11 protein-coding genes are annotated in these 16,688 nt (G+C 73.1%); 3 read left to right on the forward strand and 8 right to left on the reverse strand.

The genetic code is table 11. The annotated features are described in order from the left end of the window. Positions 1–61: 61 nt before the first annotated feature. The 7 genes from ACN26Y_RS04810 to ACN26Y_RS04840 all read right to left on the reverse strand — a co-directional run bounded on the left by ACN26Y_RS04810 (position 62) and on the right by ACN26Y_RS04840 (position 8,513). Positions 62–943: a potassium-transporting ATPase subunit C gene (locus ACN26Y_RS04810; RefSeq protein WP_422734390.1), complete on the reverse strand. Its 882-nt coding sequence runs from the start codon at positions 941–943 to the stop codon at positions 62–64. After that, positions 943–3,138, reverse strand: a complete 2,196-nt coding sequence (kdpB, locus tag ACN26Y_RS04815; RefSeq protein WP_155329107.1) for a potassium-transporting ATPase subunit KdpB — start codon at positions 3,136–3,138, stop codon at positions 943–945. The genes ACN26Y_RS04810 and kdpB overlap by 1 nt, the downstream gene beginning before the upstream one ends. A 20-nt stretch (positions 3,139–3,158) precedes the next feature. After that, a complete protein-coding gene (gene kdpA, locus ACN26Y_RS04820; RefSeq protein ID WP_422734391.1) occupies positions 3,159–4,814 on the reverse strand; it encodes a potassium-transporting ATPase subunit KdpA in 1,656 nt (551 codons plus the stop codon). Next, on the reverse strand, positions 4,814–4,903 hold the full coding sequence (gene kdpF, locus ACN26Y_RS04825) for a K(+)-transporting ATPase subunit F (RefSeq protein WP_155329109.1): 90 nt from the start codon (positions 4,901–4,903) through the stop codon (positions 4,814–4,816). The genes kdpA and kdpF overlap by 1 nt, the downstream gene beginning before the upstream one ends. Next, positions 4,900–5,157: a hypothetical protein gene (locus ACN26Y_RS04830; RefSeq protein WP_422734392.1), complete on the reverse strand. Its 258-nt coding sequence runs from the start codon at positions 5,155–5,157 to the stop codon at positions 4,900–4,902. Before ACN26Y_RS04830 ends, kdpF begins: the two co-directional genes overlap by 4 nt. Next, positions 5,150–6,361, reverse strand: a complete 1,212-nt coding sequence (locus tag ACN26Y_RS04835) for an FUSC family protein (RefSeq protein WP_422734393.1) — start codon at positions 6,359–6,361, stop codon at positions 5,150–5,152. Before ACN26Y_RS04835 ends, ACN26Y_RS04830 begins: the two co-directional genes overlap by 8 nt. Before the next feature lie 73 nt (positions 6,362–6,434). Continuing rightward, on the reverse strand, positions 6,435–8,513 hold the full coding sequence (locus ACN26Y_RS04840) for an amino acid transporter (protein WP_422734394.1): 2,079 nt from the start codon (positions 8,511–8,513) through the stop codon (positions 6,435–6,437). A gap of 181 nt (positions 8,514–8,694) precedes the next feature. Between ACN26Y_RS04840 and ACN26Y_RS04845 the strand changes: the two genes are divergently transcribed. Continuing rightward, positions 8,695–9,246 carry a dihydrofolate reductase family protein gene (locus tag ACN26Y_RS04845; protein WP_155329112.1) on the forward strand — a complete coding sequence of 184 codons (552 nt, stop codon included), beginning with the start codon at positions 8,695–8,697 and terminating at the stop codon, positions 9,244–9,246. Here the strand turns inward: ACN26Y_RS04845 and ACN26Y_RS04850 are convergent. Beyond that, positions 9,236–12,325: a BTAD domain-containing putative transcriptional regulator gene (locus ACN26Y_RS04850; protein WP_155329113.1), complete on the reverse strand. Its 3,090-nt coding sequence runs from the start codon at positions 12,323–12,325 to the stop codon at positions 9,236–9,238. The two genes, ACN26Y_RS04845 and ACN26Y_RS04850, sit on opposite strands and share 11 nt — an antisense overlap. Positions 12,326–12,408: 83 nt before the next feature. Here ACN26Y_RS04850 and ileS point away from each other — a divergent pair, with 83 nt between their 5' ends. Together ileS and ACN26Y_RS04860 are read left to right on the forward strand one after the other, a co-directional pair. Further along, positions 12,409–15,531, forward strand: a complete 3,123-nt coding sequence (gene ileS / locus ACN26Y_RS04855; protein ID WP_155329114.1) for an isoleucine--tRNA ligase — start codon at positions 12,409–12,411, stop codon at positions 15,529–15,531. A gap of 57 nt (positions 15,532–15,588) precedes the next feature. After that, positions 15,589–16,632 (forward strand): sodium:calcium antiporter, encoded by a 1,044-nt coding sequence (locus tag ACN26Y_RS04860; RefSeq protein WP_155329115.1) that lies wholly within the window; start codon positions 15,589–15,591, stop codon positions 16,630–16,632. Positions 16,633–16,688: the final 56 nt, after the last annotated feature.

The raw sequence follows: 16,688 nt of genomic DNA on the forward strand, positions 1-16,688 counted from the left end.
CTTCCGAAGGAAGGGCCCCTTGTTATCGCCTTTTGTATAACAAGGGGCCCTTCCAATCACATCAACGGGCGGGGAACTCGCGGTCCAGCGCCAGGTTGAGCTCCAGGACGTTCACCCCGGGCTCGCCCATGAAGCCGAGCGACCGGCCGGTGGTGTGCGCCTCGACGAGACGCCGGACCGCCGCCGGGTCCGCGCCGCGCTCCCGGGCCACCCGCTCGACCTGGATCTCCGCGTACGCCGGGGAGATGTGCGGGTCGAGTCCGCTGCCGCTGGCGGTGACCGCGTCGGCCGGCACCGCCGGTTCGGCCGGAGCGTCACCCCGGATCGGGGTGACCAGCCCACCGGTGGCGACGTAGTCCTCGCCGGGCCGGGCCGGCTCCACCGGCACGCCCTCGTAGCGGGTGACGAACGGAGCGGCGGGCGCGACCTGGTTGACGCTGACCACCCGGGTGACCGGACCGGTCAGGCCGTCCCGGCGGAACACCGCCAGCACCGCCCCGACCCCGTCACTGGTGCAGTACGGGCGCCGCCCGTCGACACCGTTCAGCTCGCCGACGACCTTGCTGCGCTGGCACACCTGGGTGAGCAGGCTCTGCGTCGACTCCTCCGGGTCGGTGGCGACGGTGTCGACCACGCTCTCCGGGCCGAGGTTGCTGGCGGCGGTGGCGGTGGGGTCGTACCCGTCGCCGGCCGCCGAGGGGCGGGACTGGAAGTAGCGCGGGACGGGGTTGCCGTCCGCGTCGGTGAAGGACTGGCCGATCAGCGCGCTGCCGACAATCCGCCCGTCGGCGGAGACGAGCGACCCGTCCGCCTTGTCGGCGAGGCCGGGAATCCGTCCGGCGGCGACGAGGGCCAGCGGGTACGCCAGCCCGAGCAGCACGGTGAAGACGAGCAGCGCGCGCAGGGCGGCGAGGTGTTGGGCGAGCCAGGTGGGGAGGCGCATCACGAGATCCCTGGGATGAACTGGATGAGCAGGTCGATGAGCTTGATGCCGACGAACGGCACCACGATGCCGCCGAGGCCGTAGACCAGCAGGTTGCGGCTGAGCAGCTTCGACGCGGACGCCGGCCGGTACCGGACGCCGCGCAGGGCCAGCGGGATCAGCGCGACGATGACGATCGCGTTGAAGATGACCGCCGCAAGGATCGCCGACTCCGGGCTGGACAGCCGCATGATGTTCAGCGCGTCCAGGCTCGGGTAGATGCCGGCGAACATGGCCGGGATGATCGCGAAGTACTTCGCGATGTCGTTGGCGATGGAGAAGGTGGTCAGCGCACCCCGGGTGATCAGCAACTGCTTGCCGATCTCCACGATCTCGATCAGCTTGGTCGGGTCGGAGTCGAGGTCGACCATGTTGCCGGCCTCCTTGGCGGCCGACGTACCGGTGTTCATGGCGACGCCGACGTCGGCCTGGGCGAGCGCCGGCGCGTCGTTGGTGCCGTCGCCGGTCATCGCGACCAGCCGGCCGCCCTCCTGCTCCTTGCGGATCAGCGCGAGCTTGTCCTCCGGGGTGGCCTCGGCGAGGAAGTCGTCGACGCCCGCCTCGTCCGCGATCGCCCGGGCGGTACGCGGGTTGTCACCGGTGATCATCACGGTCCGGATGCCCATCCGGCGCATCTCGTCGAACCGCTCCCGCATGCCGGCCTTCACCACGTCCTTGAGGTGGATGACGCCGAGGGCGCGGGCCGGCTGGCCGGCGGAGTGCTCGGCGACAACCAGCGGGGTGCCGCCGATGCCGCTGATCTCGTCGACGAGCTGGCCGACCTGCTCGGTGGGGTGGCCGCCGTGCTCGCGGACCCACTTCATGACCGCCGCGGCGGCGCCCTTGCGGATCCGGCGGACACCGCCGTCGACGCTCCCGGCTGCGAGGTCGACGCCGCTCATCCGGGTCTGGGCGGTGAACGGCACGAAGGTGGCGTGCGGGATCAGGCCCGGTTCGCGCTCGCGCAGGCCGAACTCGTTCTTGGCGAGCACGACCACGGAGCGCCCCTCGGGGGTCTCGTCGGCGAGGCTGGACAGCTGCGCGGCGTCGGCGACGGTGGCCGCGTCCACGCCCTCGACCGGGACGAACTCGGCGGCCTGCCGGTTGCCCAGGGTGATGGTGCCGGTCTTGTCCAGCAGCAGGGTGTTGACGTCACCGGCGGCCTCGACCGCCCGGCCGCTCATGGCGAGGACGTTGCGCTGCACGAGGCGGTCCATGCCGGCGATGCCGATGGCCGAGAGCAGCGCCCCGATCGTGGTGGGGATCAGGCAGACCAGCAGGGACACCAGCACGATGCCGCTGACACCGGCGTCGGTGATCGCCTGGGTGTCGGGGGACGCGCCCTGGTAGTCCTTCGAGAAGATCGCGAGGGGCTGGAGGGTCACCACGGCCAGCAGGAAGATGATCGTGAGCGCGGCGAGCAGGATGTTCAGCGCGATCTCGTTCGGGGTCTTCTGCCGGTTGGCCCCCTCCACCAGATTGATCATCCGGTCGATGAAGCTCTCGCCCGGCTTCTGCGTGATCTTCACGACGATCCGGTCGGAGAGCACCTTCGTGCCGCCGGTGACCGCGCTCCGGTCGCCGCCGGACTCCCGGATCACCGGAGCGGATTCACCGGTGATGGCGGACTCGTCGACGCTGGCGATGCCCTCGACCACGTCGCCGTCACCGGGGATGATGTCGCCGGCCTCCACCAGGACGATGTCGCCCTGCCTGAGGTCGGGCGCGGGGACGGCCTCCTCCCGGTAACCGTTGGCCCGAGCGCCCGGCGTCCAACCGATCAGCCGGGTGGCGATGGTGTCCGTCTTCGCCTTGCGCAGCGCGGCGGCCTGCGCCTTGCCCCGGCCCTCGGCGACCGCCTCCGCGAGGTTGGCGAAGAGCACGGTCAGCCAGAGCCAGACGGTGATGGCGATCGCGAACACCGACGGGTCGGTCACCGCGAGCACCGTGGTGAAGACGGCGCCGATCTCGACGATCAGCATCACCGGGTTGCGCCACAGGGTGCGCGGGTCCAGCTTGCGCAGGGCGTCCGGCAGCGACTTGATCATCTGCTTCGGGTCGAGCAGGCCGCCGCCGGCCCGGTCGCCGTGGGTGGCCGGCGTGCCGGCGGTCGCCGCGTCGGCGGTGCCGTGCGGTGCCGGCGTGGAGGTGGTCATGTCCTTCTCTCTCATGATGGTCACAGCCCCTCAGCCAGGGGGCCGAGCGCGAGCGCGGGCAGGAAGGTCAGCGCGACGAGGATCACGGTGACGCCGACGACCATCCCGACGAAGAGCGGCCGGTGGGTCGGCAGGGTGCCCTCGGAGGCGGGTACCGGCTGCTGGCGGGCCAGCGAGCCGGCGAGAGCGAGCACGAAGATGATCGGCAGGAACCGGCCGAGCAGCATGCACAGGCCCAGCGCGGTGTTCCACCACGGCGTGTTGACCGTGATGCCGGCGAACGCGGAGCCGTTGTTGTTGCTCGCCGAGGTGAACGCGTAGAGCACCTCGGAGAGGCCGTGCGGACCCACGTTGAGCGCGGTGGAGTTGTTGCCAATGGCGAAGGCCGCCGCCGCGCCGATCAGCACCAGGGCCGGGGTGACGAGGAAGTACAGCGACGCGAGTTTGATCTCCCGCGAGCCGATCTTCTTGCCGATGTACTCCGGCGTCCGGCCGACCATCAGGCCGGCGACGAACACGGTGATCACGGCGAGGATCAGCAGACCGTAGAGGCCGGCGCCGACGCCACCGGGCGCCACCTCGCCGAGCATCATGTTGATCAGCGGCATCATGCCGCCGAGCGCGGTGTACGAGTCGTGGAACGAGTTCACCGCGCCGGTGGAGGTGAGCGTGGTCGAGGCGGCGAAGGTGGCCGAGTTGGACACGTCGAACCGGACCTCCTTGCCCTCCAGCGCCGCGCCGACCGCCTGCGGGACGGTGCCGTTGCCGGCCAACTCGAAGGCGTTGGTCAGGGCGATGCTGGCGATCGCCAGGATCGCCATCACCGCGGCGATCGCGTAGCCCTGCCGGTTCTGGCCGACCATCCGGCCGAAGACGCGGGGCAGGCTGAACGGGATCAGCAGGATCAGGAAGATCTCCAGCCAGTTCGTCCACCTCGTCGGGTTCTCGAACGGGTGGGCGCTGTTGACGTTGTAGAAGCCGCCGCCGTTCGTACCGAGTTCCTTGATGACCTCCTGGCTGGCCACCGGGCCACCGGTGATGGTCTGGCTGCCCCCGGTCAGGGTGGTGACCTCGGTACCGGCGGAGAGGTTCTGCACGGCGCCGCCGATCATCAGGGCGAGGGCGCCGAGCACCGCGATGGGCAGCAGGATCCGCAGCGTGATCCGGGTCAGGTCGACCCAGAAGTTGCCGAGGTCACCGGTACGGCGGCGGGCGAACCCGCGGACCAGCGCGACGGCCACCGCGATGCCCACCGCGGCGGACACGAAGTTCTGCACCGCGAGACCGGCCATCTGGACCAGGTGGCCCATGGTCGACTCACCCGAGTACCACTGCCAGTTCGTGTTGGTCACGAACGACACGGCGGTGTTCCACGCGCCGTGGGTCATCACCGGGTCGAAGCCGAGCGACAGCCACAAATGGTTCTGCAACCGCATGAACCCGTACAGGAACAGGATGGAGACGGCGGAGAAGGCGAGCACGCTGCGGGCGTACACGCCCCAGGTCTGCTCGGCGGCCGGGTCGACCCCGACCAGGCGGTAGACGCCCCGCTCGACGCGGGACTGCCGCTCGCCGGAGACCACGCGGTACATGTAGTCGCCGAACGGCTTGTGGACGGCGACCAGCGCCACCGCGAGCGAGAGGATGAACAGCACACCGGCTGTCGTCATGGTCATCAGAAGCGCTCCGGGAACAGCAGGGCGACCACCAGGAACACGGCCAGGCCGATCGCCAGCACCAGGCCGACGGCGTTGACGACGTTCACAGCTTCTCCACGCCCCTCACCACCAGGGCGAGCGCCACGAACAGCGCCATCGTCACCAGCACGAACACCACGTCAGACACGTCTGACTCCTCATCGCGGAACGAATCGTCACGGCCGCCTTCCGGCCGCGCCGAGCCATTCCAACGCCGGGTGGACCGCGCCGGCACGGTCCATAACGCGACCATGACGGAGGTACGGGATTTCTTGACGCGGTTTTGACGCCCACCGCTGATCACGTGAAGCGGGTCACGCACCGGCGCGGGAGGGTCGCCCGGACCCGGCGGTCGGCCGCATCGGACCGAAGGCGCGGCGGACCAGGCGGTTCGCCTCCTCCTGCTTCAGGCCGGTGGCGACCAGCAGGTCGCTCACCGTGGTGCGGACCTGCGCCACCACGACGGCTCCGGAGAAGCCCACGCCGGCCCGGTAGGCCTTGCCCGCCTCGCCGACCGCCCGCACCAACTGCTCCCGGGCCCGCTGGGGCTCCGCGCCACGGGTGAATTCGCGGCGCAGGACCCGCACGGCCTCGGCGAGCGAGGCGACCGCGGGCGGCATGGCCTCGGGGATCGACTCCCCGTCCTCGATCAGGGTCACGCTGCGCCGGATCAGGGTTCCGCTGTTGCGCATCGCGCGGTCGACCGGTTCCACGGCGTGGACGTACCGGTCGATCGGACCGTCCCGCCTGCCCCAGCGCACGGGCGAGAGGCTGCTCGCCTCCCTCGCCGCCTGCGCCGCCTCGGTGAACGCGCCGATCTCCTGCTTGTTGTCACGCAGCCGGTCCAGGGCGGCCTGGGCGCGGCCGGCGTCCCGTTCGCGAAGCGCGGTCGTGGTGGCGTCGAGCTGCTCGGCGAGCAGGTCCAGTGCCGGCCCGCCGGCCCGGTTGATCACCCGCAGCGGATTCAGCGGCAGCAGCACGGTGGTGACCACCAGCGCCACGGCGCCGCCGATCAGTGCGGCGTAGAAGCGGGGCAGTTCCAGGTCCGGCACCGACGGCGTGAGGGTGCCGATCAGCACCGCCGTGGCCGCCGCCTGCACCACGAAGGCCGGGCTCCGACCGAGGAACCCGGCGACCATGATGGCCAGGACGACGATCAGGGCGAGCTGCCACGGCCCGGTGCCGACCAGGTAGAGCAGGGCGTCGCCGACGAGAATGCCGATGGCCACCGCGAGGACCAGCTCGATCGTGCGGCGCAGCCGCTGGCCCACCGAGGCGGCCAGCGTGACGACCGCGGAGATCGGTGCGAACAGCGGCTGCGGGATGTGCAGGAGGTCGTCGGCGACCCACCAGGACAGGCCGGCGGCCAACCCGGCCTGGGTGGCCAGGCCGAGGCCGGCGCGGACCCGGCGCAGCCGCTCCGGGACCGCCGCGACCGAGTGGTGGAACACGCGGGCCACCGCCGGGGCGTCACGGTCGGTGGGCTCCGGGCCGCTGCCTCCTCTCGGCGGACCGGCGTCGGGCATGGCCGCGCCTACCCCGTCCCCGGCCGCGCAATCCCCCGCGGTGGGCCCATTCCCGGTGGCTCGGCGACGGGGGTCAGCCGACGTGGATGCCGGGACGGCGGGCCGGGTCGTGCTCCACCTTGCGGAGGATCTCCCGGACCACCGGCGGGGTGTCGCCGCGACCGAGGATCAGGTACCGCAGCAGGTGGGCGACGGGGTTGCCCTCGGACCACTCGAAGTGCGCGTGCGGCCGGACGCCGGTGGCGTCGCGCAGTGCCAGCAGGATCGCCGCGATGGCGTTGGGCACGGCGGGACTCTGCACCCGGAGCACCCGGTGCCCGCCGACCGTCAGGCCGCGCACCCGCAGGACGTCGCTGAACTCCGACGGGTCGATGACCTCCACCTCGAGGAACAGGACGTCGGCGGCGCCGGGTACGGGGTTGATGCCCCGCTGGGTGCGTTCCTTGCTGTGGTACACCGCTCCGCTGACCACGTCCGGCCGGTGGGCGATCAGGTCGAGGCGACCGTCGAACTCGATCGACTCGGTGACGAAGCGGCGGGCCGGCCCGTCGAACTCGATCCGCTCGGCGCGCAGCTCGGTGGTCCGGGACACCCGGGACACGAGCGACACCACGACGATGCCGGCGATGAACATCCCGGAGATGGTGATGCCGTCCGGTTTCTCGATCACGTTCTCGACGAGCGCGTACAGCAGGACGAGGGTGAGCAGCCCGAACCCGGCGGCGGCGACGCGCTGGCGCCGGCGGGCGGCGGAGATGGTCACCGCGACGGCGGCGGAGACCATCATCGCGAGGATGCCGGTGGCGTACGCGCCGGCCTGCGCGTTGACGTCCGCGCGGAACACGACCGTGATCGCGATACTGACCAGGGTGTAGACCATCACCACGGGCCGCACCGCGCGGCCCCACTCCGGTGCCATCCCGTACGAGGGCAGGTAGCGCGGCACGATGTTGACCAGCCCGGCCATGGCCGACGCGCCGGCGAACCACAGGATCAGCACGCTGCTGATGTCGTAGACGGTGCCGAAGGCCTCGCCCACGTACTCGTGCGCCACGTACGCCAGCGCCCGGCCGTTGGCCTCCCCTCCGGGCCGGAACTCGTCGGCGGGGATCAGCACCGTGGTGACGAACGTGGTCGTCACCAGGTACGCGCTCATGATGAGCGCGGCGGTGGTCAACAGCTTCCTGGTGTTGCGGATCCGCGCCTCCAGCCGGGTCCGCTCGTCCGGGCCGTCCCCCCGCACCAGCGGCATCATGCTCACCCCGGTCTCGAAGCCGGACAGGCCGAGCACGAGCAGCGGGAACGCCAGCAGCGCCGGACCGAGCACGCCGCCGATCCCCCCGGTACCGGCGGTCAACGTGTCGGTCCAGCCCGCGAGCAGGGCCGGATCGCGCACCACCTCCGCCAACCCGACGGCCACGATGATCGCGTTCAGCAGCAGGAAGGCCGCCACCAGCGGGATGGCCACGCCGACCGCCTCGCTGAACCCGAGCAGGAACACGCCGCCCAGGATCAGCAGGAGGACCACCGTGACGAGCACGGCAGCGGTGGTGCCGTGCGGGAACCCGTCGGGGAGGATCGGATTCTCCAGCAGATGCACCGTCGCGTCCGCCGAGGACAGGGTGATCGTGATGATCCACGACGTGGCCACGAAGCCCAGCAGCACCAGGACGAAGACCTTGCCCTTCCAGAACGGCAGCAGCCGTTCCAGCATCGCCACCGAGCCCTGCCCGTGCGGGCTCTCCCGCGCCACCCGCCGGTACATCGGCAGGACCCCGAGCAGCGTCAACGCCACGATCAGCAGGGTCGCCAGCGGGGACAGCGCCCCGGCCGCGAGGGCCGCGATGGCCGGCAGGTACGACAGGGTCGAGTAGTAGTCGACACCGGTCAGGCACATCACCTTCCACCAGGCGTGGGGCCGGGCGTGCGACTCGCCGGTCTCCGGACCCGCCGGCTGGACCTGGTGTTCCAGCAGCCACCGGCCGAGCCGGCTGGCGGCCGGCGCCGCGCCCCGCGGCGTGTCCACGCAGGCCGGCAGCCGCAGCGGGCCGGTCCGGGAGCGCCGGCCGGCGCCGGCCACCGGAACCATCGGCCCCTCCGCCGCCGGCCGCTCACGGGACGACGGCGCGGTCGGCTCGTCACCGGGGTTCATCCACGCCTCCGTCCCGTTCCGCCGACGTCCTGGGGCGCCCCCGGTCCGGTACGCGGACGGCACCGCCGGCCCCCCGCACCCGGTACGCAGCCGAAAGTGCACCTGAAGCGGATCGTAAGCGGGCTCTGGCACTGTTCCGGGTGTCACCAGAGAGAAGGCACCGAAGCCAGGAGGAAACACCATGCGCCGGATCATCAACTCGACCTACCTCACCCTCGACGGCGTCATCGAGAACCCGGCGTGGACCATGCCGTACTTCGACGACGAGGCCTCCGCCTTCGCCGGTGAGCAGACCGACGCGGCCGACGCCCTGCTCATGGGCCGCCACACGTACGACGGCTTCGCCGCCGCCTGGCCGAACATGGACGAGAGCGACCCCACCACCGGCGCGAAGTACTTCAACAGCGTGAAGAAGTACGTCGCCTCGACCACGCTCACCGACCCGGAGTGGAACAACACCGAGGTGCTGGAGGGCGACCTGATCGAGGCGGTCACCCGGCTGAAGGCCACCGAGGGCCGGGACATCCTGATGTACGGCTACGGCGTGGTCACCCATGCCCTGGTCCAGGCGGGTCTGGTGGACGAGGTCCGGTTCTGGATCCACCCGGTGTTCCAGGGCGGCGTGTCGGTGAGTGCCCCGCTGGGGCAGCTGCCGACGACGTTCACCCTGGCCGACAGCCGGGTCATGAAGAGCGGCGTCATCATCGCCTCGTACCGGCCGGTCAAGGGCTGACGACGGGCGCGACGACCAGGGCCCGGGCCTCGCCCGGGCTCAGGTCGTGCCCGGCCCGGTACGCGGCGGCGAAGCCGGCCGCACCGAGCACGGCGACGAGGCGGGCGGTCAGCCGGTCGGTGTCGTCCCGCTCCGCCGGCGCGACCGGCACGCCGGAGGCCGCCCGCGCGGCCGCCGCCGCCCCGAGGATGCGCGCCGCCACCGTCGGCTCCGGCACCGCCGAGGCCAGCCCGTCGAGGGCGCCGACCACGTCGAGCGGCGCGGCGATCGTCACGGCCAGGTCGTACGCGCGGGCGTGCAGCGTGAGCGCCCGCTCCGGCTCGTCGTCCGCGACGGCGCGCCCCAGCTCGGTCAGCACCATCGGCAGGAAGACCGCGTCGTCGCCACCGTCCTCGACCAGGCGTTCCAGGTGCGTGACGGCCAGGTCGAGCTTGCCGTCGCGGCGCGCGGCGATGCCGAGGCACAGCTCGGCGAAGACGCGGGCCGCCGGTGACCCCTGCTCGACGGCGAGCCGGTGGGCCCGCTCGGCCAGTTCCCGCGCCTGCTGGTGGTCACGGGTCTGCGTCGCGATCCACGCCAGCCAGGACAGCTTGCTGCCGACCTCCGGCCACAAGGCCAGTTCCTCGGCCCACCGCAGCCCCTCGCGGTGCAGCGCGGCGGCGCGCTCGTACTCCCCGAGCAGTTCGGCCCGGCCGCCCACCCAGTCGGTGGCCTGCAACCGGCCCCACGCGTCGCCCAGCTCGGCGAAGCTGGCCGCGGCGCGGCTGCCCTCGCGTTCCAGCGCGACGAGGTCGCTCGCGACGTGGGCCAGCCGGGCGCGCGTCACGTGGACGGCCGCGTCGACCCACGGGTCGTCGCCGGCGGCGCCGGCCCGGTCCAGCAACGCCTCGGCGGCGGCCAGCTCGCTGCGCTCGACCAGGGCGGCGGCCACGAACCAGGTGGCGCGGCTGTCGGCGTACCCGTCGAGGGCCGCCCCGACGTCGGCGGGCGGGACGGGATCGCCCTGCAGCAACGCGAACCCCACCCGCCACACCGCGGCCTCGGCGCGGGCGGCGGCGTCGCCGTCCAGCGTCAGCGCGCGGCGCGCCTCGGACAGCCGGCCGCGCAGGAACCAGTACCAGGTCAGGGCGTTGGCGAGGCGCAGGCCACCGCCGTGCGCCAGCGCCGCCCGCAGGTTGGCGCCCTCGGCGTCGAGCCGGGCCAGCCACTCCCGCTGGCCGGCGCCGCGTAGCAGCGGGTCGGCGCGCTCGGCCAGCTCGGTGTGGTACGCCGCGTGCCGCGCCCGGACGGCGTCGGCGTCGTCGAGGCGGGCCAGCGCGAACGCGGCGACCGACTCCAGCAGCCGGTAGCGCGGCTCGACGCCGGACTCGTCGAGCACCACGAGCGAGCGGTCGACCAGCCGGGTCAGCACGTCGACGTCGGCGTCGCAGACCGCCTCGGCCGCCTCCAGCGTGCACCCGTCGTGGTGGACGGCGAGGCGCGCGAGCACCGCCCGTTCGTCCTCGGCCAGCAGGTCCCAGCTCCAGCCGATCACGGCGGTGAGGGTGCGCTGCCGCTCCGGCACGTCCCGCTGGGCGGTGCTGAGCAGCCGGAAGCGGTCGTCCAGCCGCGCCACCAGGCCGTCCACGCCGAGCGCGCGCACCCGCGTCGCGGCCAGCTCCAGGGCCAGCGGCAGCCCGTCGAGGCGGCGGCACAGTTGCGCGACGGCGGGCGCGGTCCGCTCGTCCAGCCGGAAGTCGCGCTGCCGGGCGGCGGCGCGGGCCGCGAACAGCCGGGCCGCGGCGGATCGCCGGACCGTCTCCAGGTCGGTGTCCCCGGCCGGGACCGGCAGGGGGCGTACCTCCCACAGCGTCTCCCCGGCCAGCCCGAGCGGTTCGCGGCTGGTCGCCAGCACGCGCACGCCGCCGGCCTCGCGCAGCAGGCGGGCCACCAGCGCGGCCGCCGCCTCGATCACGTGCTCGCAGTTGTCGAGCACCAGCAGCGCCCGCCGGTGCCGGAGCGCCGTCACCAGGTGGTCGTCGGCCGCCACGCTGGCCCCGGCGATCTCGCGTACGTCGAGCGTCGCGCGGACCAGGTCGGCGACGCCGGGCCCACCGGGGCGTAGCGCGGTCAGGTCGACCAGGTGCGTGCCGTCGGGGAACGACTGCCCCCGGGCGACCTCGGTGGCCAGCCGGGTCTTGCCGACGCCGCCCGGCCCGACGAGCGTGACGAGCCGCCGGCCGGTCACCAGCTCCCGTAGCTCGGCGAGCGCACCGGCGCGGCCGACCAGCTCGTCCAGCGGCGCGGACAGGCCGGCGTAAACCGGCGCGGGCAGGCCGGCGGGCCCCGGCGCGGCCGGGTGGGCGTCGGCCGGCGCGGAGGTCAGCGTCGGATCCTGGTCGAGGACCCGCCGGTGCAGCGCCACCAGCTCCGGCCCGGGGTCGAGGCCCAGTTCGTCGGCGAGGCGACGACGCAGGTCGGCGTAGCTCTCCAGGGCCTCCGACTGGCGGCCGGCCGCGTACAGGGCGCGGATGTGCAGCGCCCGCAGGCGCTCGCGCAGCGGGTGCCGGGCGACCAGCTCCGCCAGGTCGGCGGCGACCAGCGCGTGCTCGCCGCCGGCCAGCCGGGCCGCCGCCAGCTTCTCCTGCACCACCAGCCGGGCCTCGGCGAGGCGGGTGGCCTCGGCCCGTACCCACTCCTCGTCGGCGACGTCCGCGTACGGTTCACCCCGCCACAGCCGCAGCGCCTCGGTGAGGCTCGCCGCGTCGTCGGCGGCGGCGAGCTCGACGAACCGGTCCACGTCGACGGCCCCGGTGCGCAGCACGTACCCCGGCGCCCGCGACTCGACCAGGTCCCGCGCGCCGGGCTCGGCGTCGTCGAGCGCCTTGCGCAGCTGCGAGACGCGCACCTGCAACGCCCCGGCCGGGTTCGCCGGTGGCGCGTCACCCCAGACGTCGTCGATCAGCCGGTCGGTCGAGACGACCCGGTTGCGGTTGGCGAGCAGGTCGGCGAGGAGCGCCCGGACCTTGGCGCCCGGCACGGTGACGGGGTCGCCCGCGTCGGTGGTGACGGCGAGCGGCCCGAGGACGCCGAACCGCATGCCGGCCACCCTACCGGGGGTGCCCGGCGCGCCCCCGGAATTACCGGCGCGGGGAACGATTCCCGGCGATAGTCTCCGGACTCATGTACCGCAGCGTCCCGAGCCAGGTCGACCTGCCCGCGCTCGACCACGAGATCCTGCGCTTCTGGCGGGAGAACGACGTCTTCGCGCGCAGCCTGGAGCAGTCGCGGGGCCGCCCGGAGTGGGTGTTCTACGAGGGGCCGCCGACCGCCAACGGGATGCCGGGCGCCCACCACATCGAGGCGCGGGTCTTCAAGGACGTGTTCCCCCGCTACCGCACGATGAAGGGCTTCCACGTCGCCCGCAAGGCGGGCTGGGACTGCCACGGCCTGCCCGTGGAGCTGGCCGTCGAGCGGGAGCTGGGCTTCACCGGCAAACGGGACATCGAGGCGTACGGCGTCGCCGAGTTCAACGCCCGCTGCCGGGAGTCGGTCACCCGGCACACGGACGCCTTCGCCGAGCTCACCGAGCGGATGGGCTACTGGGTCGACCTGGCCGACGCGTACCGGACCATGGACCCGGAGTACATCGAGTCGGTCTGGTGGTCGCTCAAGCAGATCTTCGACAAGGGCCTGCTGGTCGAGGACTTCCGGGTCGCGCCGTGGTGCCCCCGCGACGAGACCGGCCTGTCGGACCACGAGCTGGCCCAGGGGTACGAGACGGTGGTCGACCCGTCGGTCTTCGTCCGTTTCCCGCTGACCTCCGGCCCGCTCGCCGACCGCGCGTCGCTGCTGGTGTGGACCACCACCCCGTGGACCCTGCCGTCGAACGTCGCGGTGGCGGTGCATCCCGACGTCCGTTACGTCGTCGCGACCGACGGCGAGGAGCAGCTCGTCGTCGCCGAGCCGCTGCTCGCGTCCGCGCTCGGCGACGGGTGGGACCTCACCGGGGAGTCCTTCCGCGGCAAGGAGCTGGACCGGTGGACCTACCGGCCGCCGTTCACGCTGGTCGACGTCCCGGACGCGCACATCGTCGTCCTGGCGTCGTACGTGACGACGGACAGCGGCACCGGCCTGGTCCACCAGGCGCCCGCCTTCGGCGCGGACGACCTGGCCACCAGCCGCGCGTACGGCCTGCCGATGGTCAACCCGGTCCGCCCAGACGGCCGCTTCCAGCCGGACCTGCCGCTGGTCGGCGGGCTGTTCTTCAAGGCGGCCGACCGGCCGCTGGTCGAGGACCTCGCGGCCCGGGGGCTGCTGTTCCGGGAGGTCCCGTACGAGCACAGCTACCCGCACTGCTGGCGCTGCCACACGGCGCTCATCTACTACGCCCAGCCGTCCTGGTACATCCGGACCACGGCGGTCCGGGACGCGCTGCTGCGGGAGAACGAGCGGACCAGGTGGCACCCGGCGACGGTGAAGCACGGCCGGTACGGCGACTGGCTCGCCAACAACGTCGACTGGGCGCTGTCCCGGCGCCGCTACTGGGGCACGCCGCTGCCGATCTGGCGGTGCCCGGAGGGGCACCTGACCTGCGTCGGCTCGCTGGCCGAGCTGGGCGAGCTGACCGGCACCGACCTGACCGGGCTGGACCCGCACCGGCCGTACATCGACGAGGTGACCTTCGGGTGCCGGTGCGGTGCGACCGCCCGCCGGGTGGAGGAGGTCATCGACGCCTGGTACGACTCGGGCGCCATGCCGTTCGCGCAGTTCGGCCACCCGTACCGGGGTGCCGACACGTTCGCCGAGCGGTACCCGGCGCAGTTCATCTCGGAGGCCATCGACCAGACGCGCGGCTGGTTCTACACGCTCATGGCGGTGGGGACGCTGGTCTTCGACCGCTCGCCGTACGAGACCGTGGTCTGCCTGGGCCACATCCTGGCCGAGGACGGCCGGAAGATGTCCAAGCACCTCGGCAACATCCTGGAGCCGATCCCGCTGCTGGACCGGCACGGCGCCGACGCCGTGCGCTGGTTCATGGCGTCGGTCGGGTCGCCGTGGTCGGCCCGCCGGGTCGGGCACACGGCCCTCCAGGAGGTGGTCCGGAAGATCCTGCTGACCTACTGGAACACGGTGGCCTTCCAGGCCCTGTACGGCCGTACCGCCGGGTGGTCCCCGTCGGCCGCCGACCCGGCACCCACCGACCGGCCGGTCCTCGACCGGTGGCTGCTCTCCGAGCTGAACATCCTGGTCCGGCAGGTCGACGCCGCGATGGCGGGGTTCGACACCCAGCAGGCCGGCCGGCTGCTGGCGGGCTTCATCGACGACCTGTCGAACTGGTACGTCCGGCGCAGCCGGCGGCGCTTCTGGCGGGGCGACCGGGCGGCCCTCGCCACCCTGCACGAGGCGCTGTCCACCCTCACCCTGCTGCTGGCGCCGCTCACCCCGTTCGTCGCCGAGCGGGTCTGGCAGGACCTGGTGGTGCCGGTCAGCCCGGACGCCGCGCCATCGGTGCACCTGGCCGCGTACCCGGTGGTCGACGAGGCGCTGGTCGATCCGGTGCTGTCGACGCGGATGGCCCTGGCCCGCCGGCTGGTCGAGTTGGGCCGGGCGGCCCGGGCCGACTCCGGGATGAAGGTGCGCCAGCCGCTGTCCCGGGCGCTCGCCTCGGCCCCCGGCTTCGCGGAGCTGCCGCCGGACCTGCTGGCGGAGATCGCGGCCGAGCTGAACGTCGGGTCGGTCGCCGCGCTGGGCGGGGCGGGCGACTCACTGGTCGACACGACCGCGAAGGCGAACTTCCGAACGCTGGGCCGGCGGTTCGGCAAGGCGGTGCAGCAGGTGGCCGCGGTCATCGCCGCCGTCGACCCGAATGCGCTCAAGGAGTCCCTCCGGGAGAGCGGTACGGCGACGGTCGTGGTGGACGGCGAGCCGGTGACACTCAGCCCCGACGATGTCGTGGTGACCGAGACTCCCCGCGCCGGCTGGGCGGTGGCCGGTGAGGCGGGGGCGACGTTGGCCCTGGACCTGCACCTCACGCCCGAGTTGCGCCGGGCGGGGGCGGCCCGCGAGGCCGTCCGGCTGATCCAGGAGGCCCGCAAGAGCAGCGGCCTGGAGGTGACCGACCGGATCCGGCTGCGGTACCGGGCCGACCGGGAGGAGACGGCGCTGGCCCTCGCGGAGCACCGCGACCTGGTCGCCGAGGAGGTGCTGGCGGCCGACTGCGCCGAGGGCGAGCCGGCCTGGCCGGATGACGTGCCGTTCACCGACGACGCGCTCGGCCTGACCTTCTGGCTCACCCGAGCCTAGGCCGGACATTTCCGGTCAACCGGGATTCGGCCGGGTAGTTGTGGGAACCCCCGGCCGGTGCCGGGGCTTCTGACCAGTCTGCCCTGGCCACCGGGGCTCAGCATCGCGGTGTTCGGCGTCGCCGGCGCGCTCACGGTGGTCGGGAGCATCCGCCTGGTCACCCTGGGCGACACCCTCGCCGACCGGACCGGCTGGGGCGAGGCGTTCTTCGGCGCGGTCTTCTTCGGCCTGGCGACCTCGCTGTCCGGCATCGTGATGACCGCCGTGAGCGCCGTCGCCGAGCAACCGCAACTCGCGTACGGCAACTCCGTAGGCGGTATCGCGGCCCAGACCACCGCCGTCGCCGTGGCGGACGCCTTCCACCGCCGGGTCAACCTGGAGCACGCCGCGGCTTCGCTGTCGAACGTGCTGTTCGGTGCCCTGCTCATCGCGCTGCTCGCGCTGGCCCTGCTCGGGAGTTTCGCCCCGGACGTCACCGTCGGCGGCCTGCACCCGGCCTCCTTCGCCATGGCCGGCGCCTACCTCGGCGGGCTGCACCTGATCCGCCGTTCGGGAACGAATCCGCTGTGGGAGGCCGTGGCCACCACCGAGACGCTGCCGGACGTCCCGCACGATCACGGCCGCCTCGACCGGACCAGCGCGACCGGGCTCTGGGTCCGGTTCGCCGCGGTCGGCCTGCTGGTCTCGGTGGGCGGCTGGGCCATCGCACGGGCCGCCGAGAGCCTGGTCATGGTCACCGGTCTCAGCGCGGGCTTCGTCGGGGCGATCCTCATGGGCGCGGTGAACGCCCTGCCGGAGACGGTCACCGCCGTGGCGGCGGTCCGCCGGGGCGCGCCCACCCTGGCCATCGCCGCCGTCCTCGGCGGCAACAGCCTCGACGCCCTCAACCTGATCGTCGGCGACGCCTTCTACCGCGGCGGCTCGATCTACCACACCGCCGGGCCCGACGAGCTGTTCGTCACCGCCAGCGCCCTGTTCATGACGGCGGTCCTGCTCGGCGGCCTGCTCGTCCGGCAGGCCTGCGGCTGGGGGCGGCTCGGCTTCGAGGGCGTCCTGCTGCTGTCCGGCTACGCCGCCATGACGATCATCCTCGCGGTGTGACCGACGGGGTGGGCGGCACCGGGCGGCAGCGTCGCGCCCGGTGCCGCCCGGAGCCG

It is taken from the genome of Micromonospora sp. WMMD558 (assembly GCF_049315255.1).
In the GTDB taxonomy this organism is placed as follows: Bacteria; Actinomycetota; Actinomycetes; order Mycobacteriales; family Micromonosporaceae; genus Micromonospora.

Excerpts from the sequence above, each read along its gene's own strand:
- kdpA (WP_422734391.1), bottom strand. The coding sequence starts at position 4,814 with ATGACCATGACGACAGCCGGTGTGCTGTTCATCCTCTCGCTCGCGGTG.
- ACN26Y_RS04835 (WP_422734393.1), bottom strand. The coding sequence starts at position 6,361 with ATGCCCGACGCCGGTCCGCCGAGAGGAGGCAGCGGCCCGGAGCCCACC.
- ileS (WP_155329114.1), top strand. The coding sequence starts at position 12,409 with ATGTACCGCAGCGTCCCGAGCCAGGTCGACCTGCCCGCGCTCGACCAC.
- ACN26Y_RS04850 (WP_155329113.1), bottom strand. The coding sequence starts at position 12,325 with ATGCGGTTCGGCGTCCTCGGGCCGCTCGCCGTCACCACCGACGCGGGC.
- ACN26Y_RS04840 (WP_422734394.1), bottom strand. The coding sequence starts at position 8,513 with ATGAACCCCGGTGACGAGCCGACCGCGCCGTCGTCCCGTGAGCGGCCG.
- ACN26Y_RS04845 (WP_155329112.1), top strand. The coding sequence starts at position 8,695 with ATGCGCCGGATCATCAACTCGACCTACCTCACCCTCGACGGCGTCATC.
- ACN26Y_RS04810 (WP_422734390.1), bottom strand. The coding sequence starts at position 943 with ATGCGCCTCCCCACCTGGCTCGCCCAACACCTCGCCGCCCTGCGCGCG.
- kdpB (WP_155329107.1), bottom strand. The coding sequence starts at position 3,138 with ATGACCACCTCCACGCCGGCACCGCACGGCACCGCCGACGCGGCGACC.